The organism is Streptomyces albipurpureus, assembly GCF_023701525.1.
Lineage (GTDB): Bacteria > Actinomycetota > Actinomycetes > Streptomycetales > Streptomycetaceae > Streptomyces > Streptomyces albipurpureus.
In genome coordinates this window covers 1-26,280 of record NZ_JAMQAW010000037.1, presented here as the reverse complement: position 1 = coordinate 26,280, position 26,280 = coordinate 1, and the positions used below count along the sequence as shown (strand labels likewise).

The following is a 26,280-nucleotide window of genomic DNA, read 5'->3' as shown; positions in this document are numbered from 1 at the left end:
TCACCATGCTCCGGACCAAACACGCTGACCTGCCGTCCCGCAAGCACGGCAACCCCCCGCAGTGAACCCGCCCGTGCCGCTCGTCTCCACCGCGGCGCAGTCCAGCCCTCCAGCGCCACCCATGCCCGCAGCGACAGAATCCCCACCGGCCCAGGACGGAGACCACATGGACGCCCCCGCCCCCGCAAGCCCCCTACCTTTCCCCTGCATCAGTGTGATCCGTGGCGATCCCTGTCCCGAAGAACTCGCGGCGGTGGCCGCAGTCCTCCTCTCCCGGTCCATGGCGATGTCCTCATCGACCACGGCTTGCTCATGCTCCACCGCCGCATGGCGGCGCAAGGAGCGTGGGCCTGCCTTCTGTCCGCCGAGCAGTTGGCAGCGCGGCTAGCCGCGCGGGAACCAACCGGCGAGCAGCCGCCCCAGGCGCCGCGCACGCGCAGACAGCCCGGACACCAGCGGCCCGACCCCAGGCGCCACCGCGCTGACCGCGCTGGCGGCGTGTGATCGCGTGGAAGGGAAGCGCCACCCACACTTATGCCGGTCTCCCGCCGGGAACTCATTCCGCGGTCATGATCACATCGGGACGGAGCGACTCCCGCCGATGTGGTCCGTTGGCATCACCCGGCCGGCGAACTCGCGATGATGATGTACCAATGGCCCAGTCGCTCAAGCATGTGTTGAGCCAGTGCCCCCGATGATGGTTATCTTTGGTACATCCATGCATAACAGCGCCGCGCAGCGCCGGAAGGCAACGATGCCGACCATGGAGCGCGGCGCTTTCGTCGTGCCCGCGCGCCCACCACCCCTGGGCGGCCAGGTGCGACCACGAGTAGAGGACAAGGGGGGCGGTGCGCCGTCGTGAAGAGGATGTCTCTGGCTCCGGATCCCGGGCGTCTGCGGTTCAGGAGCTCGCTTCGAGCCGTGCTCGGCATTGCCCTGGCCGTCACCTCCACCGAACTCGCCGGCTTCTCCCTGACCGCCTCCATCGCCGCTGGGCTCGCTGCTCTGCTCGCCCTGTTCACCGTGACCGACACGACGGTGCGCGCTCAAGCGGTGACCACGGCACTTCTGCCCGCCGTGGGGTTTCCCGTCCTGGCTCTGGCCACCACCCTCCACCAGACGCCGCTCGTACGCGATGCGGTGTGCCTCGCCATCGTCCTCGGTGGCGTGTACGCCCGTCGCTGGGGGCCACGCGGCCATGCGTTGGGGATCTTCGCCTTTATGGGCTTCTTCATCACCCAGTTCCTGCACGCGGTCCCCAGCCAGCTGCCCGAGCTGTATGCCTCCGTGGCCCTGGCCCTGACAGCCGTCGCCCTGGTGCGCTTTCTCCTGTGGCCCATCGAGCGCCGCACTCCACCGGCCGCCACACCATCGCCGCTGCCCGGGCGTGGTCTCGCCCGCGCCACCACCCGTCAGGCCGTCCAGGCGGCTGCCGCCTGCGCTGTTGCCCTGTCGATCGGGCAGATGCTCTCCGATGACCGCTGGTACTGGGCCGTAGGCACCGTCTGGTGGATCTTCGTCAACACCGCGTCGCGCGGTGAGACCCTGGTCCGTGGCTTCCGTCGGGTGCTGGGCACCGTGGTCGGTATCGGCGCGGGGCTGCTGATCGCCATTCCCCTCCAGGGGGCGCTCGCGCCAACCGCCGCCCTCGTGGCTGTCTGTGTCTTCGGGATCTTCTACACGGCCCCTGTCTCCTACAGCTGGATGGTCTTCGCCGTTACCTTGATGGCCGGGCTGCTGTACGGGCTCTTGGGGGTGCTGGACGCCCAGCTGCTGGTGCTGCGCCTGGAAGAGACCATCGTCGGAGCGGTCTGCGCCTCACTCGCGGTCGCTCTCGTCCTGCCGGTCACCACTCATGCGACCAACCTCGCCTGGATCCAGCGGGCCCTGAACTGCGTTCGGACCTGCACGGCCGAGGCGGTCGCCCGGCTGGCCGGCTCCCCGACCGCGGACCCGGCGCCTCACGCGGCCGAGCTCGAATTGACGCTGGGACGGGTACGGCTCTCCCTCGCCCCTCTGGTCCATCCGCTCAGCCCCTACCGCGACCGTCGGGTCCGGGCCCGACGCGTGCTGGCACTGCTCGATGAATGCGCCGAGGAGGTTCGCGGACTCGTTGCCGTGGCCGGGGACCCCGACGCGAGCCATGACGCGCGACTCGCGGCAGCCTGCTGGCGCGTCGAAGCCGCAGTGGAGGCATTGGTCGCGCCGGGCCGTGTCCTGGCCGACAAGCCCAGGCCGGCGGATTCCGGGGCAGTACCGATCGCCGGCGAGGCCGCGCTCACCCATGCGAACGGGCTGGAGCGGCTGCTGACCGAGTTGGTTGAACCTCTACACGCCGGTCCGGCAACCAGGCTGGTCGGTTCCTGAGGGCGAAACACCCCAGGAAGGGGAACACCGGCGCCATCCCGGCTGATGAGGATCCCGCCCGGCTGGCCGTCGACGACCTGGACCGAGTTGAGACGCGTTGGGCTTGGGGTCGGCTTCTGGGGGTAGCGCATGCCTCATGAGGCACAAAAGCCCCTCCAGGCGCCGTTCGTCGTTTTCGTCGCGCAAGCCTCAGAACCTCCCTCGTAGCCCTACTGGCACGGGAACCGGCGCGTGGGGGAACTCTCGCGCCCCCTGTGTGCCTTCCTCTGCGCTCCCCATGTACCAATCTGACCTGCATGGGGAGCGATATGGACAACAAAGGCGGATACACAGGGTAGACAGTTGTGTTCAAAGGGTAGCCACGTCGGCATCCATGCAAGCCACCTAACCCCGGGATGCGCACCATGTGGAAGACACCTTCGAGCCCCTCGCTCAGCGCCACCGCGCCTCCGCACCAGCCAGGAGTGGTCTCCGGCTGCCCGATCGAACACGGAGGGCCGGCGGCGGGAGTCCAGGACGACCACCGTGATCTGCGGGCCGAGGCCGAGGAGTTCCTCGCCCTTCACTACCGCGAGGAGCAACCCCATCAAGACCCCAAGCCTCGGATCGCCGCCGTGCTGGAAGAGATCGAGGCCACCGGTACCTATCGACACACGACCGCTGAACTCGCCTTTGGGGCAAGGGTCGCCTGGCGCAACAGCAATCGCTGCATCGGCCGCCTCTATTGGCGCTCTCTGAAAGTCCGCGACCGCAGACATCTCGATGACGCCGAATCCATCGCGCGAGAAGCAGCGGAGCATCTCCGCGAGGCGACTCAGGGCGGCCGTATCCGTCCGTTGATCACCATATTCGCCCCGGACACTCCACACCGTCGCGGGCCGCGGATCTGGAATGAGCAACTCATACGCTACGCGGGCTACCGGGCCCCGGACGGCTCCATCGTGGGCGACCCGCGCAATACCGGGCTCACTGACCTCGCCCTCAGGCTCGGTTGGCCGGGCGGGCCTGGCACCCCCTTTGATGTGCTGCCGCTGGTGGTCGCGGATGGCGACGGCAAGCCACGTCTGTTCGAACTGCCTTCGGACGCGGTCCTTGAGGTCCCCATCGACTCGCCGGACGGACCCGGTTATGGCGACCTCGGTCTGCGATGGCACGCCGTTCCTGCGATTGCCAATATGTGTCTGGAAATCGGCGGTGTGTGCTACGCGGCTGCCCCTTTCAACGGTTGGTACATGGGGACCGAGATCGGTGCACGCAACCTCGCTGACCGCGATCGCTACGACCTCTTGCCGCGCATAGCCGAACGGCTTGACCTGGATACGGCGGACGAGCGATCTCTGTGGCGCGATCGTGCCCTGGTGGAGCTGAACCGCGCCGTACTCCACTCCTTTGACCAGGCCGGGGTCACGATCACGGACCACCACACCGAATCACGCCGTTTCCTGGCCCATATCGACCGCGAGAACGCCCATGGACGCGAGGTTTCCGCCGACTGGGCGTGGATCGTTCCGCCGATCTCCGGCTCGGCAACTCCCGTCTTCCACCGCACATATGACTCGACCGAGCAGCGACCGGCCTATGTCCACCACCCTCGCGCGCAGTCCCGGGCGCGTGGTGAATGGGCCGGGTGAAGACACTTGGTCTAGACCTTGCTACCGTCAGCCCGGGCTTAGCTGACCAGCGAAGGGGATCGACGTGGGCGACAAAAGCACCGGGCGGGCATTTATCGGGTCGTTCACCTCGGCCGGAGGCCGTGGCATCATCGCGGCTGACGTAGACCGGGAGACTGGTGCGCTGATCGTGACGGGTGCCAGTGACGCCGTGGCCGACCCTTCCTATCTGACCTTCGCTGACACAGCTGGCGGATCGTTTCTCTACGCGGTTTCCGAGACTGCCGAAGGCACCGTCGCGGCCTTCGCCGTCGAGGAGGCCGCACTCCGCCCGATCGGTGCACCGGTGCAGGTGTGCGGCGCCAGTCCCACTCATCTCGCCATCTCGGACGGGCATCTCCTGACCGCGAACTACGGCTCCGGGAGCGTCAGCGTGCTGCCCGTCAAGGGCGGCGGCGAACCGGGCGCGGCCAGCGCGGTGCTCCAGCACGAGGGCAACGGACCCGACCCCGAGCGCCAGCGTGGACCGCATGCGCACCAGGTGGTGCCCGATCCCAGCGGCCGCTGGGTGCTCGGAGTCGACCTGGGTACGGACTCCGTACGCATCTGCGCCCTCGACCGGGAGACCGGAGAGCTCAACCAGCACCACGAAACCGTCCTGCGACCGGGCACGGGGCCGCGCCACCTCGCCTTCCACCCGGCCGGAACCCACGCCTACGTGGTCAATGAACTGGAGCCCACGCTCACCATCTGCCGTTGGGACGCGGACACGGGAGTCCTGGAAGCGGTGGGGGAGGTCCCGGTAGCCCCTGAGGGCACGGACGGCCCGGTGTATCCATCCGAAGTGGTCGTCTCACAGGACGGGCGCCATCTGTGGATCGCCAACCGGGGCCCCGACACCATCGCCGTCCTCACCCTCGACGGGACACGGGAGCGGGCCGAACTGATCGCCACGGTGCCCTGCGGTGGCCGCTGGCCCCGCGACCTCGCGCTGGACCCGACCGGACGCAGGCTCTACGCGGCCAATGAGCGCTCCGGGGACGTCACCTGGTTCGACATCGACCCGAAGACAGGTGTACCGCGGCGGGCGGGCTCCCTGACCGCCCCCGCGGCATCCTGTGTGATCTTCGCCTGAGGTACCCGGGGCACGGCGTGAGCCGGCTCCGATCGATGAAGGGCCCGCTCTGCGCAAGTGGCGCGGGCCCATCGTGCGCTCCGGTGCGCACACCGGCGGCCAGAGCCGCCGGGTACGGGCCGGGCCATCGCCGTCAGCGGACGGGCGACCCCTGCGGCTGCGGAGTGATACCCAGTGTCGTCGTGTACTGCGACAGCACCAGCTTTCCAATCGCCGGATAGGGGCCGAGCGGCTCGGCGGCCGAGCATCCCGCCTCCTTCACGGCGGCCTCCAGCAGACCCTCGGGCAGTTCCGGGCCGATGAAGTACGGCGCCAACGCGAGTTGGGTCGAGCCGGACTGGCGCAACTGCTCGGCGATCGCCCCGACCGAACCCTCCTTGTCGAGGGCCGCGGCCATCACCGGCACCGCCAACCGCGCCGCCAGCAGCATCCCGGTGATACCGGCTGCCTTGACCGCTTCATCGCCGCCGACCGACGCGAGGATGATGCCGTCGGCAGCGGTGGCCACCGTGAACAACCTCGCCCGGTCCGCGCGCGCCAGACTGGCCTCGGAAAGCCGTACGTGGACGGCCTCAGCCAGCAGCGGATGCGGCCCGAGCACATCGGTCAACTCGGCAGCGGCCCGGTTCTCCAGCACCGCCTGGCGGATACGACGCATCAGGACGTTGTCGGGACCTGCGAGGAGCGGCACCACCACGGCGGCTGGCCCCTCGGGCTCGGCCACCTCACGGCCGGCCGCCTTCGCGATCTGGTACCGCTCGACGCGAAGAGCCGCGGTCCTCACGAGGACGCCTTCCAGCGTGGGGTACTCGGGCGTCCTCCCGCCACCGGTGCTCGCCGCGGACTCTGCGCTCGCGGTATCCGTGTTCCTGGCATCTTCGCCATCGAGATATCCGATGCCGACTTCCAGCCCGGGTAGTTCCGACCTGGCGATGCTGATGATCTCTTCAGCCAAGCTGCGCGTGGCGGGCGAGGGTGTGCCGGGTACGGCGAGCACCAACGCGGGCGCGCCCTCGGGAGCGGCCACCGGTTCCGGTCGGCGGTGCCGACCGGATTGACGGGGACGCGGCATTCGTACTGGCAGGCCGGGTGCCGGCCCAGTGGGGGAGCTCATGGCGCCGCATGGTACTGGCTTTGTGGGTGCGGCTGTTCGGGGAGGGGGTGGGCAAGTGACATCTGTCCGTATTTATCCGATGAGATTTGTGCGTCTTGTCCGCACTGTCAGTTCTCTTCCAGGACCGACACTTGAAACAGAGTGGAATGCTGAGGAAGCCTGAGAGAGTCAGTCGACAAAGCCGATGCCAGGAGCACCGAACCGGCCAGCGGATCTCCTGTCGCGGACACCTGCCGCACCCGGGGCAGTTGTCCGGAGAGCTCGGCCCGCAGCGGTACGCACAAGGGGTCGCCCAACTTCAAGAGGCCTCCTGTCAGCGCTACTTCGTATCCGTCGGATTCCCTTCCGGTGGCGCCAGCAGGATATGCCGTGCCAGCCGCGTCGGCGATATGCCGAGCCGCCAGGGCAAGGATGCCCGCCGACACTTCGTCACCCTCCGCGGCGCAGCGCGCGACATGGGGTGCGAAGGAAGCCAGTACGGCGGGTCGGTCGGCACGTGGATAGATCGCCGCTGGTAGGCCCTCGACGGCACCGAAGAGGGACTCCGCGGCCACCAGCAGCGCGGTCGAACCACCGCGCCGCCCGTCGTACGCCCGCAGCGCCGCCTCCAGTCCGGTCCGGCCGATCCAGGCGCCACCGCCGCTGTCGCCCAGGAGATGCCCCCAGCCGTCCGCCCTGCGCCAGTTGGTGAGGTCCGTCCCCAGCGCGACCAGGCCCGTACCCGCAGCGACCACCACGCCGGGACGCTGCCCCAGCGCACCCGCGTACGCCGTCACCGCGTCTGAGGCGAGCGCCAGACGGCGAACCTTCAGCGCCCCGCGGAGCGCGGCGGGCAGTTCGGCGCGCAAGTGCCCACCGATGGTGGCCATCCCCGCCGCACCGATGGCCACCGCCGCCAGCGATTCACCGCCGACCGTGCTCAGCAGGGAGCGGGCCATGGGCAGCAACTGCTCCAGCAGATGGGCGGCGTCGATGCCGTCGCTGCCCGTGCGCACGGGGTTCGTCGACACCAGGGCCGGGGGAGCGTCAGCATCTGGTGGAGCGGCCGCGTCCACGAGGGCCACCCGCATCCCGGAGCCACCGGAGTCAACGCCGAGGACCCACCGAGCGGTCATGGCAGTCGCCAGTCCACCGGCTGGGCCCCTTGACGCTCCAACAGCTCGTTGGCCCGGCTGAAGGGCCGCGAACCGAAGAAGCCCTTGTCCGCGGAGTAGGGCGATGGGTGCGCCGATTCGATGGCTGGCAGATCGCCGAGCAGAGGACGCAGATTGCGGGCATCGCGCCCCCACAACACGGACACGAGGGGTTTGCCGCGTGCGACGAGGGCCCGAATGGCCTGCTCGGTCACTTCTTCCCATCCCTTTCCGCGGTGCGCCCCTGAATTCCTGGGCGCCGTGGTGAGGGCCCTGTTGAGCAGCAGCACACCCTGGCGGGTCCATGGGGTGAGGTCGCCGTTGGAGGGCCTGGGGTGGTCGAGGTCGTGGTGCATCTCGCGGAAGATGTTGTCCAGGCTCGCCGGCACCGGCCGCACATCGGGCGCCACGGAGAAGCTGAGCCCCACGGCATGCCCGGGGGTGGGGTAGGGGTCCTGACCGACGATCAGGACGCGCACCTCCTGGAACGGTTGCTGGAAGGCGCGGAGGACGTTCGCTCCGGCTGGGAGGTACTTCCGTCCCGCGGCGATCTCTGCCCGGAGGAAGTCCCCCATCCCTGCGATGCGTTCTGCAACCGGTTCCAGGGCGTCCGCCCAGCCGGGTTCGACGATTTCCTTCAGTGGTCGCGCTGTCACGAGCGGCTTTCTCCAGGTTTCGCTGGTCTATCCGGCGGGAGACGGAAACCGATCTGTCTCCCAGCCTGCACGGAGCGTCACTCTACTGGGGGAATGGGGCGTGCTCGCACCTCTCACCCCTCCGTTCAGCCACTCAGGGCGGCGGCGCGCACACAGAGGACATCCGGTAGGTGGGACACAAGGAGCCGCCAGCTGTCTCCGTCGTCCGCGCTGGCGTAGAGCTCGCCGTTGCGATTGCCGAAGTAGATCCCGGCGGGGTCGGCGTCGTCGGTGCAGAGCGCGTCTCGGAGCACCGTGCCGTAGTGGTCACCGTCGGGGAGCCCGGTGGACAGCTCCTCCCAGCTCGCGCCCGCATCGCCGGTGCGGTAGACACGGCAGCGCCGTCCGGCGGGAACGCGGTCGATATCGGCGGTGATCGGGAAGACGTATGCGGTGTCCGGCCGGTGCGGATGCGCGGCGACGGCGAACCCGAAGTCGGACGGCAGGCCCGCGCCGATGTCGGTCCAGCTCCCGCCCGCGTCATCGCTGCGGAACACGCCCCAGTGGTTTTGGAGGTACAAGCGGTCCAGATCGCCGGCGTCCTGGGCGATCTTGTGGACGCACTGCCCGAACTCGGGATGCGGGTCAGGCATGAAGACCGCGGACACTCCGTCGTTGGAGGGTGCCCAACTCGCTCCACCGTCGTGGGTGCGAAACACACCGGCAGCCGATACCGCCACCGTCACTGCCTCCGTGTTCCGCCGGTCGGTCACCACCGTGTGCACGGCTTCGCCGCCGCCTCCAGGCATCCACTGCGAGCGCGTCGGATGCTCCCAAAGGGCCCGCACCAGCTCAAAGCTCTCCCCGCGGTCGCGAGAGCGGAACAGCGCGGCTGGTTCCGTCCCCGCGTACACCACATCCGGATCGGCGGGCCCGGCCGGGTGGAGTTGCCAGACTCGTTCCAAGGAAGCCTCTGTGTCCTGGGGGAACCTCACCGCCGGGCGGGCCGGCTCGGCCCAGGTTCTGCCCAGGTCATCGGAGTGGAACACGGACGGTCCCCAATGGGCGCTGTCCCCGCCCACCAGCAGTCGGGGTGCCGCGCCGCGGGTGTCGATGGCCACTGAGTACACCGCCTGCGCAGCGAAGTGCGGCCCGTCGAACTCCCACGACCCACCGCTTCGCCGGCCGATGAAGAGCCCTTTACGTGTGCCTACCGTGAGTAGTACATCGGTCATGACCTCTCCCTCCTGGACATCTCTGCCTCAGCTAGGGATCAGTCTGCACCCGCCCACTGACAGTGGCCTTGCGACGCAACGTTCTACCAGCTCAGCTGGGGTACGACGGGGAATCGTGGCGGTCATCGCGGGACCGGGGGGAATACGGCGGTCGCCGGCCCCTCGGTCCCGCGCCCGTGCGGATATCCGCCCCGGCTACCGGTTGCGACGGGCCCGGTGTCCGATCGCGGTGGGGATACCCGCTGTGGTGTGTCCGCCAGGTGAACCATCGCGCAGAACCCACGGGTTGGCACTCCCCGGTGGTTGGCGGACCGGCGCGTGACGACCGGCATGATCAGTACGTGTCCCCGTAAACGATCCTCGCGGGAGGCGGTGGTGCGATGCCCACCGCGGCCACGGGCGCGGGAGCGCGTGGGCGGGCTGGGCAACGCCCGATGCCGCCGCGGGGGAAGACGCAGGGCAGCGGTCAAGTGGTTGTGCAGCTCAGTCGTCCGCGGCCGCCAGGAGACCGTCCCAGTCGGGAATCTTCACCGATCGGCGCCCCAGCGAGCGACCCAGCTCCAGTTCCGCGGCTTCGATGGCCTGCCACCCCGCCCACCGGATCGGATGGTGTCCCGACGCCACCAACTCGGCCAGCGGATCGTCCGCCACCGGCCGCAGTGTGAGCGCTGCCGCGTCGTCGAGCAGCGATGTCACCGTCTCCTTGGCACAGGGCCGATTGGTGCCGATGACTCCGGTGGGGCCTCGCTTGATCCATCCCGCGACGTACTCGCCGGGTGATGGCACCCCGTCACGGAGCACCCGACCGACGGTGTGCGGCACGGTTCCTCGGTCGGTGTCAAAGGGGAGACCCGGCATCGGAACCCCTCGGTAGCCAACAGCCCGCAGTACCAACTGGGCCTCGATGTCCTCGTACGTCCCGGTGCCTCGTACGCCCCCACGGTCGTCCGGGACCGTCCGCTCGAACCGTACGGCGGCCACCCTGCCGGCCTCCTCCAGCAGTTCCACCGGGCGGAGGAAGAACCTCAGATGGATCTGTCGGCCTTCCGACGAACCGGGGACCCGGTCCGCCCAACCCCGGACGACATCGAGATTGCGCCGGTTGACCACGGGCAGGGCAGCCGCTGTCGCCCGCGACGTGTCGGTGTACGCACTGTCCAGAGCGAGGTCGGCCGGGTCGACGACGAGCTGTGCGGAGGGCAGCGAGCCGAGTTCGCGAAGCTCCTTGGTGGTGAACTTGGCCTGCGAAGGGCCGCGCCTGCCGACCATGTGAACCTCGCGCACACGGCTGTGCTCCAGCGCGCTGAGGGCGGCCTGGGGCACGTCAGTGGGCAGCAACTCGTCCGCGCCCCGTGCCAGGACGCGCGCCACGTCGACGGCCACGTTGCCCACACCGATGACCACGGCCGAGCGTCCTGAGAGGGAGAAGCCGTTGGCTGCAGCGTCGGGGTGTGCGCTGTACCAGGCGACGAAGTCCGTGGCGGAGTGGCTGCCCGACAGGTCCTCGCCGGGGATGCCGAGTCTGCGGTCCTTCGCCGCACCCACGCAGTACACCACCGCGTGGTAGAGCTCCAGAAGCCGCTCCGGGGTGAGACCGCGCGCGCCCACCTCGACATTGCCGATGAAGTCGACCCGCTCGTCCTCCAGCACTCCCCGGAGGTTGCCCTGTAGGGATTTGATCTTCTCGTGGTCGGGTGCGACTCCGTACCGGACCAGTCCGAACGGGCAGGGAAGCCGGTCCAGCACCTGGACGTGGACATTCGGGATCTTCGCCTGTTGGACGAGCCCCTGTGCGGTGTAGACCCCGCTGGGGCCCGATCCGACGACGGCGACGCGAAGCACGGCCGTACTCCTTCCACCGGAGGCTTCCAGCATGGCACCGGTACGCGTGGCTGGGGAGATGAGCTGACAGGGTGCCTTGCGAGGACGGCGCACGCGTGCCGCCGGCAATAGTCGAAGATTGACTGGTTACGTGCTAATTGTGCAAGAAACTAGGTTTCTTAACGCCAATGATGAGTATGACCAGAATGCCGTGCTTCCGTACCCTCCTGTCTGGGAGGTCCAGGGTCACGGAGTCGTCACCCTTGCAGCCGACCCCGGGCAGGGGATGGCGCAGGGCGCACCCTCGCCCTGGTTCAATGTCCGGCTGACCTTCGCCGATGGCGCCCGCCTCGATGTGGACGCGGTCCTTGAGGAAGGGCAGCTGGTGATCGAGGACCTACGCGCCGATCCACCGCTACCCCTGAGGAGTTTCACGATCCTCGCCGACCGGATCGAGCACCCCCTCGCGGATGCCTGCCGGGCCGTCTCCGGGCGGCTGTCTCCCGTTGCGCCATCCGTGGGCGCCGCGACTCATCAGCCCCATGCGGGCACCCGTTCGGAGCACTCGGACGAGGAGCGGGACGGCGTGTGGGCGCAGGAGGGGCGCTCCTCGGACGCCCGTCCCGTGCCGCCCGGCCACCGTCGCGCCCGCCCGGCCTCGCCGCGTGGCCGGGCGGTACGACAGATCGCCGCAGCGGCCTATCTCGCCGCCCAGCAGGCCGGGCTCGATCCAGTCCTCGCGGTGATGAACGCTACTGGTCGCAGTCGTCGCAAGTCGCTGCGGTTGATCGCCGGAGCCCGTGACGAGGGTCTTCTCACGCCCCGGCACAACCGCCGCTGAGTAATCGCCGGTGCGTCAAGTGCCGTCCGGAGGCGGGCGTCACAACTGCTGCATTCGACCGATTTCACTGGTCTGCGATGCAATCACATCATTCGCCATCTCTTGGATGAGAATGTTGTTGCCCGACGAGAGGGCGTCGGCGGCCATGGTGACGGCTCCCTCGTGGTGAGTGATCATCAACTTCAGGAAGAGCTCGTCAAACGCCTTGCCCTTCGATGCGCCGAGTTGCTTCAACTGCGCCTCGGTCGCCATCCCCGGCATCGGCATGGAGCCGTGGTCGTGCTTCTCGCCCTTTGGCTTGTCCCGGCTGTGGTTGGTCAACCAGGCCTGCATGGTGAAGATTTCCGGCTTCTGCGCTGCCGCGATTCGATCAGCCAAGCCCTTGACCTGCTTTGATTCGGCACGGTCCGCGACCAGTGCGGTCATCGTCAGTGCCTGGGTGTGATGCTCGACCATCATCTCGGCATAGGCGAAGTCGGCGTTGTTGGGTGAGTCGTCGGGAACGGACTTCGCCGCTTCCTCGGCGGACAGTGTTTTCGCCGGTTCGCCCGGTTTGCCGGGTGCGACCACCAAACTCCCGCTGTCTCCCTTGGGTTTGGCGGAGGCCTTCGGCTCCGACTCGCAGGCCCCGAGGGCGAGTACGGCGGCGGTGACCGCCATCGCGGTGACCGATATACGAACACGTCTGTTCCGTCGGCGGTTGAACACGGATACCTCCTGGGGCACTTGCGATGTTTGGCGACCGTTTGGTGGCTGTTTGACGACTGTCCTAGCACGGTTCCCATGTGAATCGATCAGAAACTTTCATTACGTGTGTGTAGCCATCTATTGATATGGCCACGCAAAGGAAGATACTGCCGGGGTCCGTGAACCGTTCAACTGCGAACGGATACTAGGGAGGACGCAGTGACCCTGTTGCACACCACCCGCGTGCGGCGCAGACGTCTGGGCGTGGCAGCTGCCGCGGCCGGACTGCTTGCCACACTGCTGGCGGCCGGCCCCGCCGCCGCTATCCCCGACCCCGGGGACCCCGTCGAGAAGGAGGTCACCTCCAGCCAGCTGGCGAAGACCCGGTCGGCCATCCAGAGCGGTGACATACCCGGCGTGGACGAGATCGTCCGCAGCAAGAACGTCGAGCACCTCACCAACATCCCCAAGGACGCGCTCAAGGGCATCAACTCGGACCTTGCCTTCCAGGGCAAGTACGCCTTCGCGGGCAACTACGACGGCTTCCGGATCTTCGACATCAGCAACCCGAAGTCCCCGAAGACCGTCTCGCAGGTGCTGTGTCCGGGAAGTCAGAACGACATCTCGGTCTCGGGCAACCTGCTCTTCCTGTCCACCGACTCCTCACGGAGTGACAGCTCGTGCGCCAGCACGTCGCAGTCTGGCGCCATCAAGGCGTCATGGGAGGGCATGAAGATCTTCGACATCAGCGACAAGCGCAACCCCAAGTACGTCGCTGCCGTGGAGACCGCATGTGGTTCTCACACCAACACGTTGGTGCCGGACGGCCGTAACGTCTACATCTACGTTTCGTCGTACTCGCCGAACGCGGCGCTCCCCGACTGCCAGCCTCCGCACGACGGCATCTCGATCATCAAGGTGCCGCGGAAGGCGCCCCAGCAGGCCAAGGTCGTGCAGTTCCCGGTGCTGTTCCCGGGCGAGGGACCTGACGGCGGTGGCAACCCCGGCGGTCCCACCAACCCGGGTGTCTCCAAGACCACCGGCTGCCACGACATCACCGTCCTGCCCTCCAAGGACCTGGCTGCCGGCGCCTGCATGGGTGACGGAATCCTGTTCTCGATCAAGGACCCGGAGCGGCCGAAGGTCATCGACCGTGTCCAGGACAACGTGAACTTCGCGTTCTGGCACTCGGCCACCTTCAACCAGGGTGCCAAGAAGGTCGTCTTCACCGACGAGCTCGGCGGCGGCGGTTCCCCCACCTGCAACGCCGAAATCGGTCCCAAGCGCGGTGCCAACGGCATCTACGACATCGTCGGCAAGGGAGACCGGAGCAAGCTGGTCTTCCGCAGCTACTACAAGATCCCCCGTCACCAGGGCGCCACGGAGAACTGTGTGGCGCACAACGGCTCGATCATCCCGGTCAAGGGCAAGGACCTCATGGTCCAGGCGTGGTACCAGGGCGGAATCTCCGTCTGGGACTTCACCAACTCGTCCCGGCCCCAGGAGATCGGCTACTTCGAGCGCGGTCCCATCTCCGCGACCCAGTCCATCTCAGGAGGCTCCTGGTCCGCGTACTACTACAACGGCTACGTCTACTCCAATGACATGGAGAAGGGGTTCGACGTCCTGAAGATCAACGACAGGCGTACGGACCCGGCGAAGCGCGTCAAGCTGGATGAGCTCAATGTCCAGACCCAGCCCGACTACTTCGATGATGACGATGACGATGATGACGACGATGACGATGACCGCGGTCATGGCCATGGTCACGACCGTGACTGATCGTTGATGTCACCCGTCTCATGACGGCGTTCCGCCGGGCGGCTCACCGCCCGGCGGAACACCCAATTCCCAGGCGAGTCCGTACCGTTGGAACAGCTCCGCACGCAGCCACGGCAGCGGCATCGGAGCTCCCGGCAGCACCATGGCGAAGACGGCGCCCATCAACAGGGCCCGGAGGATGGGGTAGTCCACATCCACCTGGTGGGATCCATACCGCTCCACCGCGCACCGCAGCAGCGCCGCCAGTCGCTGCTGCTCGGGGCATTGGACGAACCCGTCCGCCTGGAGCACCCCCGACATATGCGTCCGCATCAGGAGGGGGCGGTCGGCGGCGAGTCCGAGTACGGCGTCGATGGCACGGGCCAACACCTCGGGCCCGCTATCCGTGTGTGGTTCTTCAAGGAGAGCGCTCTCCAGTGTCCGGTGCATCAGACGATGCACCGCCGACTGGAGGAGCTGACGCTTCCCGGGGAAGTAGTACGAGACCAGACCGCGTGCCGAGCCCGCCCGGTCGGCGATATCGCCGAGGGTGGTCGCCTCGTAGCCGCGCTCTCCGACCAGCTCCACGGTTGCCTGAAGAAGCCGTTCGCGAGAACGCCGACGCAACTCTTCATTGACCGATGGGCTCCGCGGGGACATGCTGGACTCCTGCGTTGACTGGCTCTGAGCCAATATACTCAGCGCGCTCCGTGTTCGGGCCCCCAAGGCCCGGGCGGCGGAGGGACTGCCCGGACCGGGCGACGCGGGGGATCGTCCGGTCCGGGCAGTCCCCTTTTCTCCGTCCGGGTCGTGCCCTTGTCGCCGCCTGGCCGGGTTCTGAGCGCTCGCCCCGGGGGTTTCCGGCTCACTGCCGCTGGGAGCGTTCGTACCGCTCGTACAGGGCGATGGAGAAGGCCACCCAGCACAGCCCCATCAGCCAGCCCGCCAGTACATCGCTCGGCCAGTGCACTCCGAGGAAGAGCCGGGTGAGGCCCACCCCGACGACGGAGACAGCCGCTACCACCAGGCTCCACCGGTACACGGTGGCCCCCGCCCCATGTGTCCTGAGCAACCAGAGCAGCAGTCCGCATGTCACGGTCGCCGTCATCGCATGGCCAGAGGGAAAGGAGGCGTAGTTCGCGGAGTCCACCGGGTCGGGCCAGGTGGGCCGATCCCGATCCAGGGCCGCTTTCAAGCCTTGCTGGAAAAAGGTCCCGGTCGCGGCGGTCACCGCGATCCAGACCGCCAACAGGCGCTCGCGCTTCCACCACAGCCAGCAGAAGACCACCGCGATCAACGCGCGCATGGTCCAGGGGTCCCACACCCAGTCGCTGAACACTCGGTTGACATGTACAAGGCCTGGCTCATCCACCGCCCAGCGATGCAGGCCGTTGGCCGTCCAGCGGTCGAAGGAGATCAGCGGAGACCAGGAGAGGGCCACCAGGACCAGGAGCACGGCCGACAGCCCGGCCAAGGCCAATCCGCTACGGAGGGCGTTGTTCGGGGAGGAGCTGTGCGCCGGGTGAACGGGAGGCGCGGATCGTGAGGAGCGCATGCGGAGGATCTTCCCCGTTGGCAGGGATGTACGGCTAATCCGTCGCGTGACCGGGCCGATCGTCAGCCAAGCGCGCTGAGCGCGGGCACAAAGGCCACCAGCAGCGGAACCACGGGAACCAGCGCTGCTGCCGCCGTCAAACGAAGTCGGCGTCCCGCGGTGAGACGCGGCGCTGCGGACAGCAGCCGGTGGACCCGCTCGGGCAGCTGAGCGCCGGGAGTGGGGCAGGGGCCGAACACCCCACGGTCCGCGTTGAGTTCGACCAGGGCGAGGGCGATGGTCAGCCGCCCGAACTGCTTGGACGCCACATCGTCGGCGGCGAGTTCCACGAGCCGGTGCATCTCATCGCGGAACGCGGCGAAGACGGGGATCTGGGGAAAGCCATTGGCGAGCGCGGCCGAGCAGTGCAGCAGCCAATCGTGCCGGGCGCGCGCGTGCCCCTGCTCATGTGCCAGTACGGCATCTAGTTGGCGGCCCTTCAGCCGCCGCAACGCAGCCGTGGTGATGACCAGTTGGGGTGCGGAACCGGGCAGCCACCAGGCGTCCGGGCGGGCCCCTTCGAGGACCACGAGACGATTGCCGCTGGTGGCCTCACCGGGCATCAGCGGGGCGCGTACCAGCAACTCGGCCCGTCGCCTCCTGCGGCCGGCCCGCGCGCCGAGGACCTCCCGGGTGAGCATCGCCAGCGTCCAGAGGCCGCCGCAGGCCAGGACCACCGCGAGAACCGCTGCCCATGGCTCCTCGGTTCCCAGGGCGTAGGCATCCACCACCGCGCTCGGGGCCGGCGCGAAGACCTGCCCCTCGACGAGCTGCCAGGCCGAGGCCGCACTGAAGGTCATGGAGAGCGCGAACGACAGCAGAACGGCACCGACCACGCACTGCCACACCCATAGCGCCACGATCGGCTCACGCTCCGACCAGTCGGCGCGCGACACCAGCCGCGGCGCCAGCACGGCGGCCAGTGCGCCGAGCGAAAGCAGCACAAGGGAGACCAACATGACCATCACCCTATGAGTGGGGAACTACCTGCGGGTACGGATGTGCGCGGCAAGTGACGTACGCCACGGTCTTCCGGCGCGCACAGCTGCCAAGAATGGACGAATGCCCAGAATGCTGGGGTGTTTGGAATATGTGAAGGCAAGCTCGCGCCCGGGTCTGCGCGCCAGGGCGCGCGCTCAGAGCGTCACCAGCATGGCCAGCATGGCGAGCCCCATCGTCAGCCGGCAGGCCCCCGCGAGCGCCGGCGGTTCTCCCCACCGGACGGCGGGCGCCGCCTCACCTGCCGGGACCGCGGTCGGCAGCAGCCGTGCGCCTGAACGCAGCACATAGACCGCGTAGTAGGCCAGCAGCCCACCCGTCAGCAGGGGCACGCCCGCCGTCGAGTGGCCGACGTGACCTGCGGGGTACGCCATCGACACGGCCATGTAGACCATCGTGAGCGAGCCGATGAGATGGTGCGCCTGGTGGACTCCTCGACGCACCGAGCGCAGCGAGCCGATCGCCGCACCCCCGAAGACGCCCGTGTAGAGCAGCCAGGCCCAGTCCGGTGGGGTGAACACAACCGCTGGCACGGCCATGGCCGCCATGCCGAAGCCCATCAGCGCCTCGCTACCGGCCGAACCGCGGGCCGAGCCCGCGCAGGCTCGCATCCGTACCAGGCAGTACGAGCCGATTCCTCCGCAGAGGGTGACCAGGAGCCAGCCGGACACCGTGGGTCCATGCACGGGGCGCCCTCCCTTGTGCTGGGGCCGATGTCACCCCGAGACGGCCGGTGAGGCTGGAGCGAGGATGCCCACCCGGAGCGGGCGCGTACGCCAGCGCACGGAGGTGTACGGGGAGCACGGCCGGCGCTCGGTCTCCGTCCGAGGCCGCTTCCTCCTGCTCCGGCCGTGATGACGGTCCGGTTGCCCTATACATGGACCCTGGTGGGTCCGTGTATCGGACCACGTACGCTCATGGGCGTTCGCACGCTGTTGCGCCTGCCGTGTGCGTTCACCACCCACCCCACATCGAGAGACGGAGAGCAGTGCCCATGGAAGCCGCACCACCCCAGGGGACCGATGAACTCACCTTCCGTGACGCCGTCGAGGCCGATGCGCCGGCACTGGTCGAGCTGATCCACTCCGCGTACCGGGGCGAGGCAAGCCGGGGCGGTTGGACCACCGAAGCGGACCTTCTCGGTGGTGGCCGCACCGACGCGGCCGATGTCCGCAAGGTCATCTCCACTCCGGGAAGCCGTCTGCTCACCGTGGAGCGGCACGGAGAGTTGATCGCCTGCTGCCAGTTGGAGCACCGCGCGGAGGCGGCGTACTTCGGCATGTTCGCGGTTCGGCCGGGCTCCCAGGGGGGTGGCCTCGGGCGCCGGGTGCTGGCGGAAGCCGAGCGCAGCGCCCGCGAGTCCTGGGGGGTGCGCGAGATGCATATGACCGTGATCTCGGTACGTGACGAGCTGATCGCCTGGTACGAACGACGTGGCTACCGCCGTACCGGTGAGCTGAGCCCCTTTCCCTACGGTGATCAGCGCTTCGGTATCCCGCTGCGCGACGATCTCGCCTTTGAGCTGCTGGTGAAGGACCTCGGATAGGGGCACTCCCGGGCGGCCGCTCGGCCTGACGTGTGTCCAGGACAGCGGGATGGGCCGCTGCCGGCCGATCGGGGCCGTCCCCAGGGGGCCACCGTCGCCCCGGGGAGCAGGCCCCGGGCTCCTCGGCCGGCACCCCCGCGAGGTCACGAGGGTGCCGTTGAGGCAGCTGGTCGCCCAGCTGCCTCAACGGGGCTGATTCGCCCCGGGCCACGGGATGGCCGCTAGGCGGTGAAGCGGCCGGTGCGTTTGATCTCAGGGAAGTCGGTCGTCGCGCCGTCCAGTTCCAGCGCCCGCACCAACCGCAGATGTTCCTGGGTGTTCACCACCCAGCCGATCACCGCGATCGCCTCCTCATGGGCGCGCTCCACCGTCTCCAGCGTCAGCCTGCGGATGTTCAGGGCGAGGGTTCCCGCGCCCACCGCCGACGCCCGATCCACGATGTCCGTATCCCACCGGCTGGCGATCAGCACGGTCCGTACCCCGGGGACGAGCGCGGCGATCTCCGCGACCGCCTCGTCGTGGAATGACGAGACGGTGATCCGATCGAGGAGATCGCGCTGGCGGATGACCTCGGCGAGCGAACGTGCCGCGGCCACATCCTTGATCTCCGCCTGGAGCGGGGCCTGTACCGCGTCGAGCACTTCCTCGAAGGTCGGCACACGCTCTCCATGGCCCGCGTCCAGCTCGCGCAGCTCGGCGAGGGTCTTCTCGACGATGGCGCCACTTCCGTCGGTCGTACGGTCCACGTCCGCGTCGTGCATAACGACGAGCGCGCCGTCCTTGCTGAGATGCAGATCGAGTTCGATGGCGTCCATCCCGGACCGTTCGGCCCGGATGAAGGAACGCAGTGTGTTCTCCGGCTCCACGCCCATGACCCCGCGATGACCGATGGTGAGGAAAGTCAAGATTCTCTCGCTTCCGTCGACGGCGGTTTCCGTGCGGCGTGGCCTGACAGCGCCGCACGGCAAGGACGCAGCCTAGTAGCCAACGCATCCGTGGCAACCGTGCTCGCACGGTCGAGTGAAGTGGTCCGCAAGGGCCCTTCATGGTCCCCTGAGATGGGGTGCGTCACCCATCCGTGGGCGTGCCCTCTGGCGGCTTGACCGGAGATGTTCCGCGGTCGCACCGCTCTGCCGAGTCGACATCTGGCCAGGTAGGGCGGTGACAGGGCGCAGTCATCGGCACAAGGTAACGACGGGAGTAGCGGAAGCCATCGTGGGTAGCCTCGCAAACCGGAAACCTTCCGGCTATCAGAGGTGTAGGCAGGATAATTTCTTTGATGGCGCTTGTCTGGAAGAGTGCTGCATGGATACGCTGTCTTAACGCGAGGTTCTCCTGTGGAGGAAGTGACATGACGGAAATTCTTGTGCAGGATGCAGTTGGAACGGCCATATCCACTGCCGGGCGGGTAGTGGACCACCCGGCCTGGCCAAGGCTCAAGAATGCCGTCGAGGAGATCCGCCCCTGGCAGTCCGAGGACGGTTCGATCGACTTCGACGCCGAGGGCGCGCCGCCTCGTGCCACCGCCGAAATCACCCTCGGTCGAGTGGTTGACGCCATAGCGGAACTGTCGCCCCTACTTCCTCACGATGCCGCCTATCACCGCGCGCTGGCGGCCGATCTGCGCGCCTGGGCCGATGGCGCCTTCGGGGTACCGGACTTCCTTGACTCACTGCTCGCCTTCCAGCCCGCGGCCTCGCGTGTCGACGGCCTCCAGCATCTGGTCGTCTTCCCGATGTACACCCAGAACGGCAACCCGGACCGGAATCTGGAAGCCGTCGTCCTGCGTATGGTCTGGCCCGACTGGCTCGCCGAGCTGGAGCGCACCCGGTACGACAACCCCCTCTTCTGCGGCATCACCTTCGAGGGCTTCACATCCGGCTACGACACCAACTCCGCGGTGCTCTTCCCGGAGACCATCGCCGTGCGAGAGGCTCCCGAGCGCTTCACCTGGGGCGGCATCTTCTGCGATCGGGAGGCGGCCCGCTTCCGTGCCGTGACCACCGCCTCCGTGGACATCCTCGGCGTCGAACTCCCCGAGGACATCGAGGACATGGTGCGTGACCAGCAGCGTTGCCAAGAGGCATTCGTCCTTTGGGACATGGTCCACGACCGGACGCACAGCCATGGCGACCTGCCCTTCGACCCCTTCATGATCAAGCAGCGCCAGCCGTTCTGGATGTACGGACTGGAGGAGCTGCGCTGCGACCTCACCGCCTTCAAGGAGGCCGTGCGCCTTGAGGCGGACGGTGTCACCCAGGGCCGCGATGTGCAGTACGCCGTCCTCTTCGACCGCATGTTCCGCTTTCCCGTCACCGGCGAGCGGGTCCGCAACTACGACGGCCTCGGCGGGCAGCTGCTCTTCGCCTACCTCCACAAGCACGATGTGGTGCGCTGGACCGACAACACGCTGAAGATCGACTGGGAGCGCGCGCCCCAGGTCACCAACCAGCTCTGCGCGGAGATCGAGAAGCTCTACCGCGACGGCATCGACCGGCCCAAGCTCGTCCACTGGTTCGCGGCGTACGACCTGGTCTCCACCTATCTCGCCCCCCACCCCGGTTCCCGCTGGGCCAAGGGCCCCGACGCACTCGACCTCTCCCAGCCTCCCCGTAAACTTGTCGATGACGTGCTTCCCGACGAGTTTCCGCTCAGCATGTTCTATGAGGCACTCGCCAAGAAGCTGAAGAATGTGATCGCCTCCACCAAGGGGATCACCGCGGAGCCCCCTGCGGGCAGCGCAACCGCTTCCGGGGTAGCCGCGTGAGCATTCGTACACAGGAGGCGACGATCATGAAGAACGCAGGCGGTTCGCTGGAAGGTGCCGTCATCGCGGTCGCCGGAGCAGCCGGCCCCGCGGGCCGGGCGACCCTGCTGCGCCTGGCCGAGGCCGGCGCGATCGTGGTCGGGTCGGACGCCGATCCAGAGCGCCTGGCCTCGGCGGTCGACGCGGCTCGCTACGCCCACGGCGGTGCCACGGTCACGGGCGACACCGTCGACCTCCTCGATCTCGCCGCCACCCGGGAATGGGCGGACAAGACCGAGAAGGAGTTCGGCCGGATCGATGGGCTGGTCCACCTCGTCGGCGGCTGGCGCGGCAGCTCGTCCTTCGCCGCCACCGAGCTGGCCGACTGGGATGTGCTGGAGCGTCTCCTCATCCGGACCGTGCAGAGCACCAGCCTCGCCTTCCACGCCGGATTGCAGCGCAGCGACCGCGGTCGATATCTGCTGATCAGCGCGGCCGGCGCCAGCAACCCCACGGCCGGCAACGCCGCTTACGCTTCGGCCAAAGCCGCCGCCGAGGCATGGACGCTGGCGCTCGCCGACGACTTCCGCAAGGCCGGCGGTGATGAAGGGCCCAGGGCCGCAGCCGCCATCCTGGTCGTCAAGGCGCTGGTGCACGACGCCATGCGTGCCGAGCGTCCGAAGTCAAAGTTCGCGGGCTTCACGGATGTCGCCGAGCTGGCCGAATCCATCGCAGGCGTCTGGGACCGCCCCGCCGAGGAAGTGAACGGACAGCGCCTGTGGCTGACGCCCCGACCGTGAAGACCGACGCACGGCGCCATCACGACCCCGCGGTACGCGGCTTTGCCAGCGACAACTACGCGGGCGCGCACCCAGAGATCCTTGCCGCACTCGCACTGGCCAACGGCGGTCATCAGGTCGCCTACGGTGAGGACGAGTACACCGACCACCTCCAGCGCCTCATACACAGTCACTTCGGATCGATGGCCGAGGCGTTTCCCGTCTTCAACGGCACCGGCGCCAATGTCACCGCGCTTCAGGCCCTCACCGACCGTTGGGGTGCGGTGATCTGCGCGGAGAGCGCGCACATCAACGTCGACGAGGGCGGCGCGCCCGAGCGGATGGGCGGGCTGAAGCTGCTCACCGTCCCCACCCCGGACGGCAAGCTCACCCCCGAACTGATCGATCGGCAGGCCTGGGGCTGGGAGGACGAACACCGGGCGATGCCCCAGGTCGTGTCGATCACCCAGAACACCGAGCTGGGTACCGTCTACACCCCAGACGAGATCCGTGCGATCGTCGAACACTCCCATGAGCGGGGCATGAAGGTACATCTCGACGGAGCGCGCATAGCCAACGCAGCAGCCTCGCTCGATGTCCCGATGCGGACCTTCACCAACGCCGTGGGTGTCGATGTGATCACCCTGGGGGGGACCAAGAACGGCATGCTGTTCGGTGAGGCCGTTGTCGTTCTCAACCCGGACGCCGTCAGCCATCTGAAGCATCTGCGCAAGCTCTCCATGCAGCTCGCCTCCAAGATGCGTTTTGTCTCCGTGCAGCTGGAAGCACTGCTGGCCCGGGACTTGTGGCTGCGCAACGCTCGACACTCCAACACGATGGCCCAGCGGCTGGCAGCCGGAGTGCGGGACGTGGCGGGAGTGGAGATCCTCTATCCCGTCGAGGCGAACGCCGTCTTCGCACGACTGCCACACGACGTCAGTAGGCGCCTACAGCAACGTTTCCGTTTCTACTTCTGGGACGAGACGGCGGGCGACGTCCGGTGGATGTGTTCCTTCGACACCACCGAGGACGACGTCGACTCCTTCGTCCAGGCGCTCAAGGAAGAGATGGCGGTTGCGTAGCGCGACCCACTGCATAAATATGTGGTCGACCGGAAATATATTGACTCCGGTCGGCCCTCTGCTTAGGGTCACGGACCATGGAGCTGACACAACAGGTACCCGACCTCGCCGCCTATCTCGCGGCCGACGAGGCCATCGACCACGAACACCCGCTGATACGCGAGGTCGCGGCCGAGCTCCGCTCCTCGGCCGGTCGCGAGGACGAATACGCCTACGCCAAGGCGGCCTTCGACTTCGTCCGCGACACCGTGCCGCACTCCCATGACGCCGGCGATACGCGGGTGACCTGGCGCGCCTCCGATGTGCTGCGGTTGCGTACGGGCATCTGCTACGCCAAGGCCCATGCGCTGACCGCACTGCTGCGCGCCCAGGGCATCCCCACGGCGCTGTGCTACCAGAATCTCGGGGTCGTTCACGGCCTCGTCGCGGTGCGCATGCCGGGTCGGGATGAGTGGAACCGGCAGGACCCGCGGGGCAACAAGCCAGGTGTCGACGCCCAGTTCTCGATCGAGGAGGAGCGGCTGGCCTTCCCTGTGCGGCCGGAGTTCAATGAGATGGACTATCCAGTCCTGTATGCTGCACCGCACCCTGGGGTGCTGCGCGAGTTGCAGTTCGCCAGCGATCTGCATTCGCTCTGGGCCCGTCTCCCCACCGAACTATGAGGCACTAGGCATGGCGCTCAAGCTCACCGTTCACGACGACGTCACCGCACTGACACCCGGCTTCGCCCATCTCGTCATTGAGGCGCACGGCCTCGTCAACGGGCCCAGCACCGAGGCGAGTTCGCAACTGCTGGACGCTGCCACCCGCCGGTTGGCCGAGCGCCTCGCAGGGCGCGCTCCGCACGAGGACCCGCATATGGCTGCCTGGCGAGCGGCATACACGGCCTTCGGTGCCAAGCCGTCCCGGACCCGCAACTCCGCTGAGGCGCTGGCGAAGAGGGCTCTCGCGGACGGCGGGCTGCCGCGCGTCAATCTGCTGGTCGACCTCTACAACGCGATCAGCGTGGCCTATCTGATCCCCGTCGGAGGAGAGGACCTGGATCGCGTCAAGGGACAGATGCGGCTGGTGCGCGCCACGGGGCAGGAGCCGTTCACCACGGTCGCGGCGGGCCAGGAGTCGGTGGAGCATCCGGAGCCCGGCGAGGTCATCTGGTGTGACGACGAAGGCGTCACCTGCCGCCGCTGGAACTGGCGCCAGGGGCCGCGTACACGGTTGGGCGAGGAGTCGACCCATGCGGTCTTCCTGCTGGAGTCACTGCCTCCCATGCCCCACACCGAGTTGGAGGCTGCGGGTGCCGAGCTCGCTGAATCCCTGGCGAAGGCAAGTCCGGGGGCGAGGATCACCGTTCACCCACCCCGCTGACTCGACACGGCGGAACCCGGCCGCACTTCTCCTCAGCGCGTCTCGCGCACTTCGGCCGGGGTGGGAGCCGTACCCCCGAGGTGGGCCGGTACCCACCAGGTGTCGGATGCGTCCTTGGGGCGTACGGGGTAGGCGCGCTGAGCTGATTCAAGCAACTCCTGGACCCGCTCACGCAACCGTCGGGAGATGGCACCCGCGTACTGGTCGGTGGGGGCCTCGATGGGCTCGCCGACTCGAATGGTGATGGGGATGTGGTTGCGCTTGAAGTTCTTCGGACGCCCCTTGGTCCACAGCCGCTGGGTGCCCCAGAGTGCGACCGGGACCAGCGGTACGCCCGCTTCCTGCGCCATCCGGACCGCGCCGGACTTGAACGGCTTCAGTGTGAACGACTGCGAGATCGTCGCCTCGGGAAACACGCCGATGATCTCCCCCGAGCGCAACGACTCCAACGCGTGCTTGTAAGCGGTCTCGCCCTGGTCGCGGTCCACCGGAATGTGCTTCATCCCCCGCATCAGGGGACCGGATACCCTGTGACGGAAGACCGCGTCCTTGGCCATGAAGCGCACCAGCCGCTTCTGGGGGAGGGCGGTGAGTCCGGCGAAGATGAAGTCCAGATAGCTGATGTGGTTGCTGACCAGCACAGCACCGCCCGTTCGGGGGATGTTGTGAGCGCCCTGAGTGTCGATCTTCAGGTCGAGCGCCTTGAACATCGTGAGCGCGGCGCCGACGACCGGTCGATAGACGAACTCTGCCATCTGGGGAGGACCCTTCTGTCGTGCCCGGGGAGGGTTCGCCCGGTGGAAGTTACGCAGCCGTAGGTTTTCGGCACTGTGGCAGATCGTGCCCCATGCGCGTCGCGCTGACCAGTCCTGGAGGCTTTGGCGTGCGAGATTCTTGTCACGTCGAACACTTTCAGCCGTACTTGACTGTGCCTGTCATATATCGAGACTCTGGCGCTGTGTCCGAAGATCTTCCTCACCCCGGGCGGATGCCCACTCCATGACGGCTCCGCCCGATCTTGGAATCCTTCAAGACGCGCCTTCTGAGCTGCTCCGTTCTGTCCTTCGGCGTCATACGGCGGGAGACGCGGTGATCACGGCGGTGGGTGATGAGCCGGTTGGATTCACGGCCGCATTGCTGACTTCGGTCTCTGTTGAGCCGCCAACGGTCCCTTTTTCGCGCGACGACTGCTTCTTTCAGTTGGCGCGTTCTCGCCCAAGTGGACTATGCGGGCATACGCCTTCTCACGGAGCACCAGCAGGGCCTTCCGGCGAACTTCGCGCGCAGGGAGATGGACCGCTGTGCGCCGCCCACCCGCTGTCGGATCGGCCCGGTGGGTGTGCCGGTCCTGGCTGACGTACCCGCCCGGCTGGTCTGCGGCGTCCTCTCCCGTACTCCCGCTGGCGACCATCATCTCGTCATAGCCGAGGCCCTCGTCGGGGACCGCACCGGACCTGGTCGCCCGCTCGTCCACGCCAGGGCGGTTCCGGGGCGCTCCGGGACCGAGCGCCGCGGCGGGTCTAACGCGACGGGGTCCGGGCCGTGTTCAGCCGCCTCGGGGGTAGGGGGCCATGGTTGGCGGCGTTGGCAAGGTCACAGTTCTCAGCACTGTTGGGCGGGTAGGTTAGAGAACGTACTGGCGAGTAATATTTTGTTCGTGGCCCGTCCTGCTCGACCGGGAACTCCGTTCTCCGGACCCTATGCTGCCCCGAGAGGGCGGGCCCTCCCCGCATCCGTGGGGACTCGCAGGGATGACCGCTTCGTAGGAGGTTTTGTCGTGGGTTTGAGGATTGTTGTGTGTGTGAAGTTTGTGCCGGATGCGTCGGGTGA

25 protein-coding genes are annotated in these 26,280 nt (G+C 67.8%); 13 read left to right on the top strand and 12 right to left on the bottom strand.

Annotated features, from left to right (window positions below; translation table 11 throughout):
- The first annotated feature begins 121 nt into the window (after positions 1 to 121).
- From NBG84_RS29405 to NBG84_RS29390, 4 genes are all read left to right on the top strand, one after another.
- Positions 122 to 388 carry an acyl-CoA carboxylase subunit epsilon gene (locus NBG84_RS29405; RefSeq protein ID WP_308312129.1) on the top strand — a complete coding sequence of 89 codons (267 nt, stop codon included), beginning with the start codon at positions 122 to 124 and terminating at the stop codon, positions 386 to 388.
- A 479-nt stretch (positions 389 to 867) separates the two neighbouring features.
- On the top strand, positions 868 to 2,367 hold the full coding sequence (locus NBG84_RS29400; protein WP_250922679.1) for an FUSC family protein: 1,500 nt from the start codon (positions 868 to 870) through the stop codon (positions 2,365 to 2,367).
- 404 nt (positions 2,368 to 2,771) lie between these two features.
- Positions 2,772 to 3,998 carry a nitric oxide synthase oxygenase gene (locus NBG84_RS29395; RefSeq protein ID WP_250922678.1) on the top strand — a complete coding sequence of 409 codons (1,227 nt, stop codon included), beginning with the start codon at positions 2,772 to 2,774 and terminating at the stop codon, positions 3,996 to 3,998.
- A 64-nt stretch (positions 3,999 to 4,062) separates the two neighbouring features.
- A complete protein-coding gene (locus NBG84_RS29390; RefSeq protein WP_250922677.1) occupies positions 4,063 to 5,112 on the top strand; it encodes a lactonase family protein in 1,050 nt (349 codons plus the stop codon).
- Positions 5,113 to 5,245: 133 nt separating this feature from the next.
- On the opposite strand, the gene NBG84_RS29385 is transcribed toward NBG84_RS29390, so the two are convergent.
- The 5 genes from NBG84_RS29385 to NBG84_RS29365 all read right to left on the bottom strand — a co-directional run bounded on the left by NBG84_RS29385 (position 5,246) and on the right by NBG84_RS29365 (position 11,071).
- The gene (locus tag NBG84_RS29385; protein WP_250922676.1) at positions 5,246 to 6,226 is read right to left on the bottom strand and encodes a sirohydrochlorin chelatase; all 981 of its coding nucleotides are present in this window, start codon (positions 6,224 to 6,226) and stop codon (positions 5,246 to 5,248) included.
- Positions 6,227 to 6,333: 107 nt separating this feature from the next.
- Positions 6,334 to 7,341 (bottom strand): N-acetylglucosamine kinase, encoded by a 1,008-nt coding sequence (locus NBG84_RS29380; RefSeq protein WP_250922675.1) that lies wholly within the window; start codon positions 7,339 to 7,341, stop codon positions 6,334 to 6,336.
- Positions 7,338 to 8,015, bottom strand: a complete 678-nt coding sequence (locus NBG84_RS29375; protein WP_250922674.1) for a uracil-DNA glycosylase — start codon at positions 8,013 to 8,015, stop codon at positions 7,338 to 7,340. The genes NBG84_RS29380 and NBG84_RS29375 overlap by 4 nt, the downstream gene beginning before the upstream one ends.
- A 125-nt stretch (positions 8,016 to 8,140) precedes the next feature.
- Positions 8,141 to 9,229, bottom strand: a complete 1,089-nt coding sequence (locus tag NBG84_RS29370; RefSeq protein WP_250922673.1) for a WD40/YVTN/BNR-like repeat-containing protein — start codon at positions 9,227 to 9,229, stop codon at positions 8,141 to 8,143.
- Between the two features lie 483 nt (positions 9,230 to 9,712).
- Entirely contained in the window at positions 9,713 to 11,071 is a 1,359-nt protein-coding gene (locus NBG84_RS29365) for an FAD-dependent oxidoreductase (protein WP_250922672.1), read from the bottom strand.
- A 265-nt stretch (positions 11,072 to 11,336) separates the two neighbouring features.
- On the opposite strand from NBG84_RS29365, the gene NBG84_RS29360 reads away from it, so the two are divergent.
- Entirely contained in the window at positions 11,337 to 11,891 is a 555-nt protein-coding gene (locus NBG84_RS29360; RefSeq protein WP_250922671.1) for a DUF6214 family protein, read from the top strand.
- Between the two features lie 39 nt (positions 11,892 to 11,930).
- On the opposite strand, the gene NBG84_RS29355 is transcribed toward NBG84_RS29360, so the two are convergent.
- Positions 11,931 to 12,599 (bottom strand): DUF305 domain-containing protein, encoded by a 669-nt coding sequence (locus NBG84_RS29355; RefSeq protein ID WP_250922670.1) that lies wholly within the window; start codon positions 12,597 to 12,599, stop codon positions 11,931 to 11,933.
- Between the two features lie 198 nt (positions 12,600 to 12,797).
- Between NBG84_RS29355 and NBG84_RS29350 the strand changes: the two genes are divergently transcribed.
- On the top strand, positions 12,798 to 14,360 hold the full coding sequence (locus tag NBG84_RS29350) for an LVIVD repeat-containing protein (RefSeq protein ID WP_250922669.1): 1,563 nt from the start codon (positions 12,798 to 12,800) through the stop codon (positions 14,358 to 14,360).
- Positions 14,361 to 14,378: 18 nt separating this feature from the next.
- Here the strand turns inward: NBG84_RS29350 and NBG84_RS29345 are convergent, their stop codons facing one another.
- The 4 genes from NBG84_RS29345 to NBG84_RS29330 form a co-directional block, all read right to left on the bottom strand.
- The gene (locus NBG84_RS29345; protein WP_250922668.1) at positions 14,379 to 14,999 is read right to left on the bottom strand and encodes a TetR/AcrR family transcriptional regulator; all 621 of its coding nucleotides are present in this window, start codon (positions 14,997 to 14,999) and stop codon (positions 14,379 to 14,381) included.
- A gap of 205 nt (positions 15,000 to 15,204) precedes the next feature.
- Positions 15,205 to 15,894, bottom strand: coding sequence for a phosphatase PAP2 family protein (locus NBG84_RS29340; protein ID WP_250922667.1), 690 nt, complete (start codon positions 15,892 to 15,894; stop codon positions 15,205 to 15,207).
- 62 nt (positions 15,895 to 15,956) lie between these two features.
- Positions 15,957 to 16,892 (bottom strand): M56 family metallopeptidase, encoded by a 936-nt coding sequence (locus NBG84_RS29335; RefSeq protein WP_250922666.1) that lies wholly within the window; start codon positions 16,890 to 16,892, stop codon positions 15,957 to 15,959.
- A gap of 177 nt (positions 16,893 to 17,069) precedes the next feature.
- A complete protein-coding gene (locus NBG84_RS29330; protein ID WP_250922665.1) occupies positions 17,070 to 17,618 on the bottom strand; it encodes a DUF5134 domain-containing protein in 549 nt (182 codons plus the stop codon).
- Between the two features lie 308 nt (positions 17,619 to 17,926).
- Here NBG84_RS29330 and NBG84_RS29325 point away from each other — a divergent pair, with 308 nt between their 5' ends.
- Complete coding sequence (locus tag NBG84_RS29325; protein ID WP_250922664.1) at positions 17,927 to 18,478, top strand: GNAT family N-acetyltransferase; 552 nt, start codon at positions 17,927 to 17,929, stop codon at positions 18,476 to 18,478.
- Positions 18,479 to 18,699: 221 nt separating this feature from the next.
- Here the strand turns inward: NBG84_RS29325 and NBG84_RS29320 are convergent, their stop codons facing one another.
- Positions 18,700 to 19,383 (bottom strand): glycerophosphodiester phosphodiesterase, encoded by a 684-nt coding sequence (locus tag NBG84_RS29320; protein ID WP_250922663.1) that lies wholly within the window; start codon positions 19,381 to 19,383, stop codon positions 18,700 to 18,702.
- Between the two features lie 446 nt (positions 19,384 to 19,829).
- Here NBG84_RS29320 and NBG84_RS29315 point away from each other — a divergent pair, with 446 nt between their 5' ends.
- The 5 genes from NBG84_RS29315 to NBG84_RS29295 all read left to right on the top strand — a co-directional run bounded on the left by NBG84_RS29315 (position 19,830) and on the right by NBG84_RS29295 (position 24,450).
- Positions 19,830 to 21,245, top strand: a complete 1,416-nt coding sequence (locus tag NBG84_RS29315; protein ID WP_250922662.1) for a DUF6421 family protein — start codon at positions 19,830 to 19,832, stop codon at positions 21,243 to 21,245.
- Between the two features lie 26 nt (positions 21,246 to 21,271).
- Positions 21,272 to 22,024 (top strand): SDR family NAD(P)-dependent oxidoreductase, encoded by a 753-nt coding sequence (locus NBG84_RS29310; RefSeq protein ID WP_250922661.1) that lies wholly within the window; start codon positions 21,272 to 21,274, stop codon positions 22,022 to 22,024.
- Positions 22,003 to 23,085 carry a threonine aldolase family protein gene (locus tag NBG84_RS29305; protein ID WP_250922660.1) on the top strand — a complete coding sequence of 361 codons (1,083 nt, stop codon included), beginning with the start codon at positions 22,003 to 22,005 and terminating at the stop codon, positions 23,083 to 23,085. Before NBG84_RS29310 ends, NBG84_RS29305 begins: the two co-directional genes overlap by 22 nt.
- A 77-nt stretch (positions 23,086 to 23,162) precedes the next feature.
- A complete protein-coding gene (locus tag NBG84_RS29300; protein WP_250922659.1) occupies positions 23,163 to 23,747 on the top strand; it encodes a transglutaminase-like domain-containing protein in 585 nt (194 codons plus the stop codon).
- Between the two features lie 10 nt (positions 23,748 to 23,757).
- Positions 23,758 to 24,450 (top strand): B3/B4 domain-containing protein, encoded by a 693-nt coding sequence (locus tag NBG84_RS29295; protein WP_250922658.1) that lies wholly within the window; start codon positions 23,758 to 23,760, stop codon positions 24,448 to 24,450.
- A 32-nt stretch (positions 24,451 to 24,482) separates the two neighbouring features.
- On the opposite strand, the gene NBG84_RS29290 is transcribed toward NBG84_RS29295, so the two are convergent.
- Positions 24,483 to 25,205, bottom strand: a complete 723-nt coding sequence (locus NBG84_RS29290; protein ID WP_250922657.1) for a lysophospholipid acyltransferase family protein — start codon at positions 25,203 to 25,205, stop codon at positions 24,483 to 24,485.
- A 464-nt stretch (positions 25,206 to 25,669) separates the two neighbouring features.
- On the opposite strand from NBG84_RS29290, the gene NBG84_RS41645 reads away from it, so the two are divergent.
- On the top strand, positions 25,670 to 26,280 hold a 611-nt coding region (locus NBG84_RS41645), incomplete at its 3' end, for a flavin reductase family protein (RefSeq protein ID WP_425608724.1).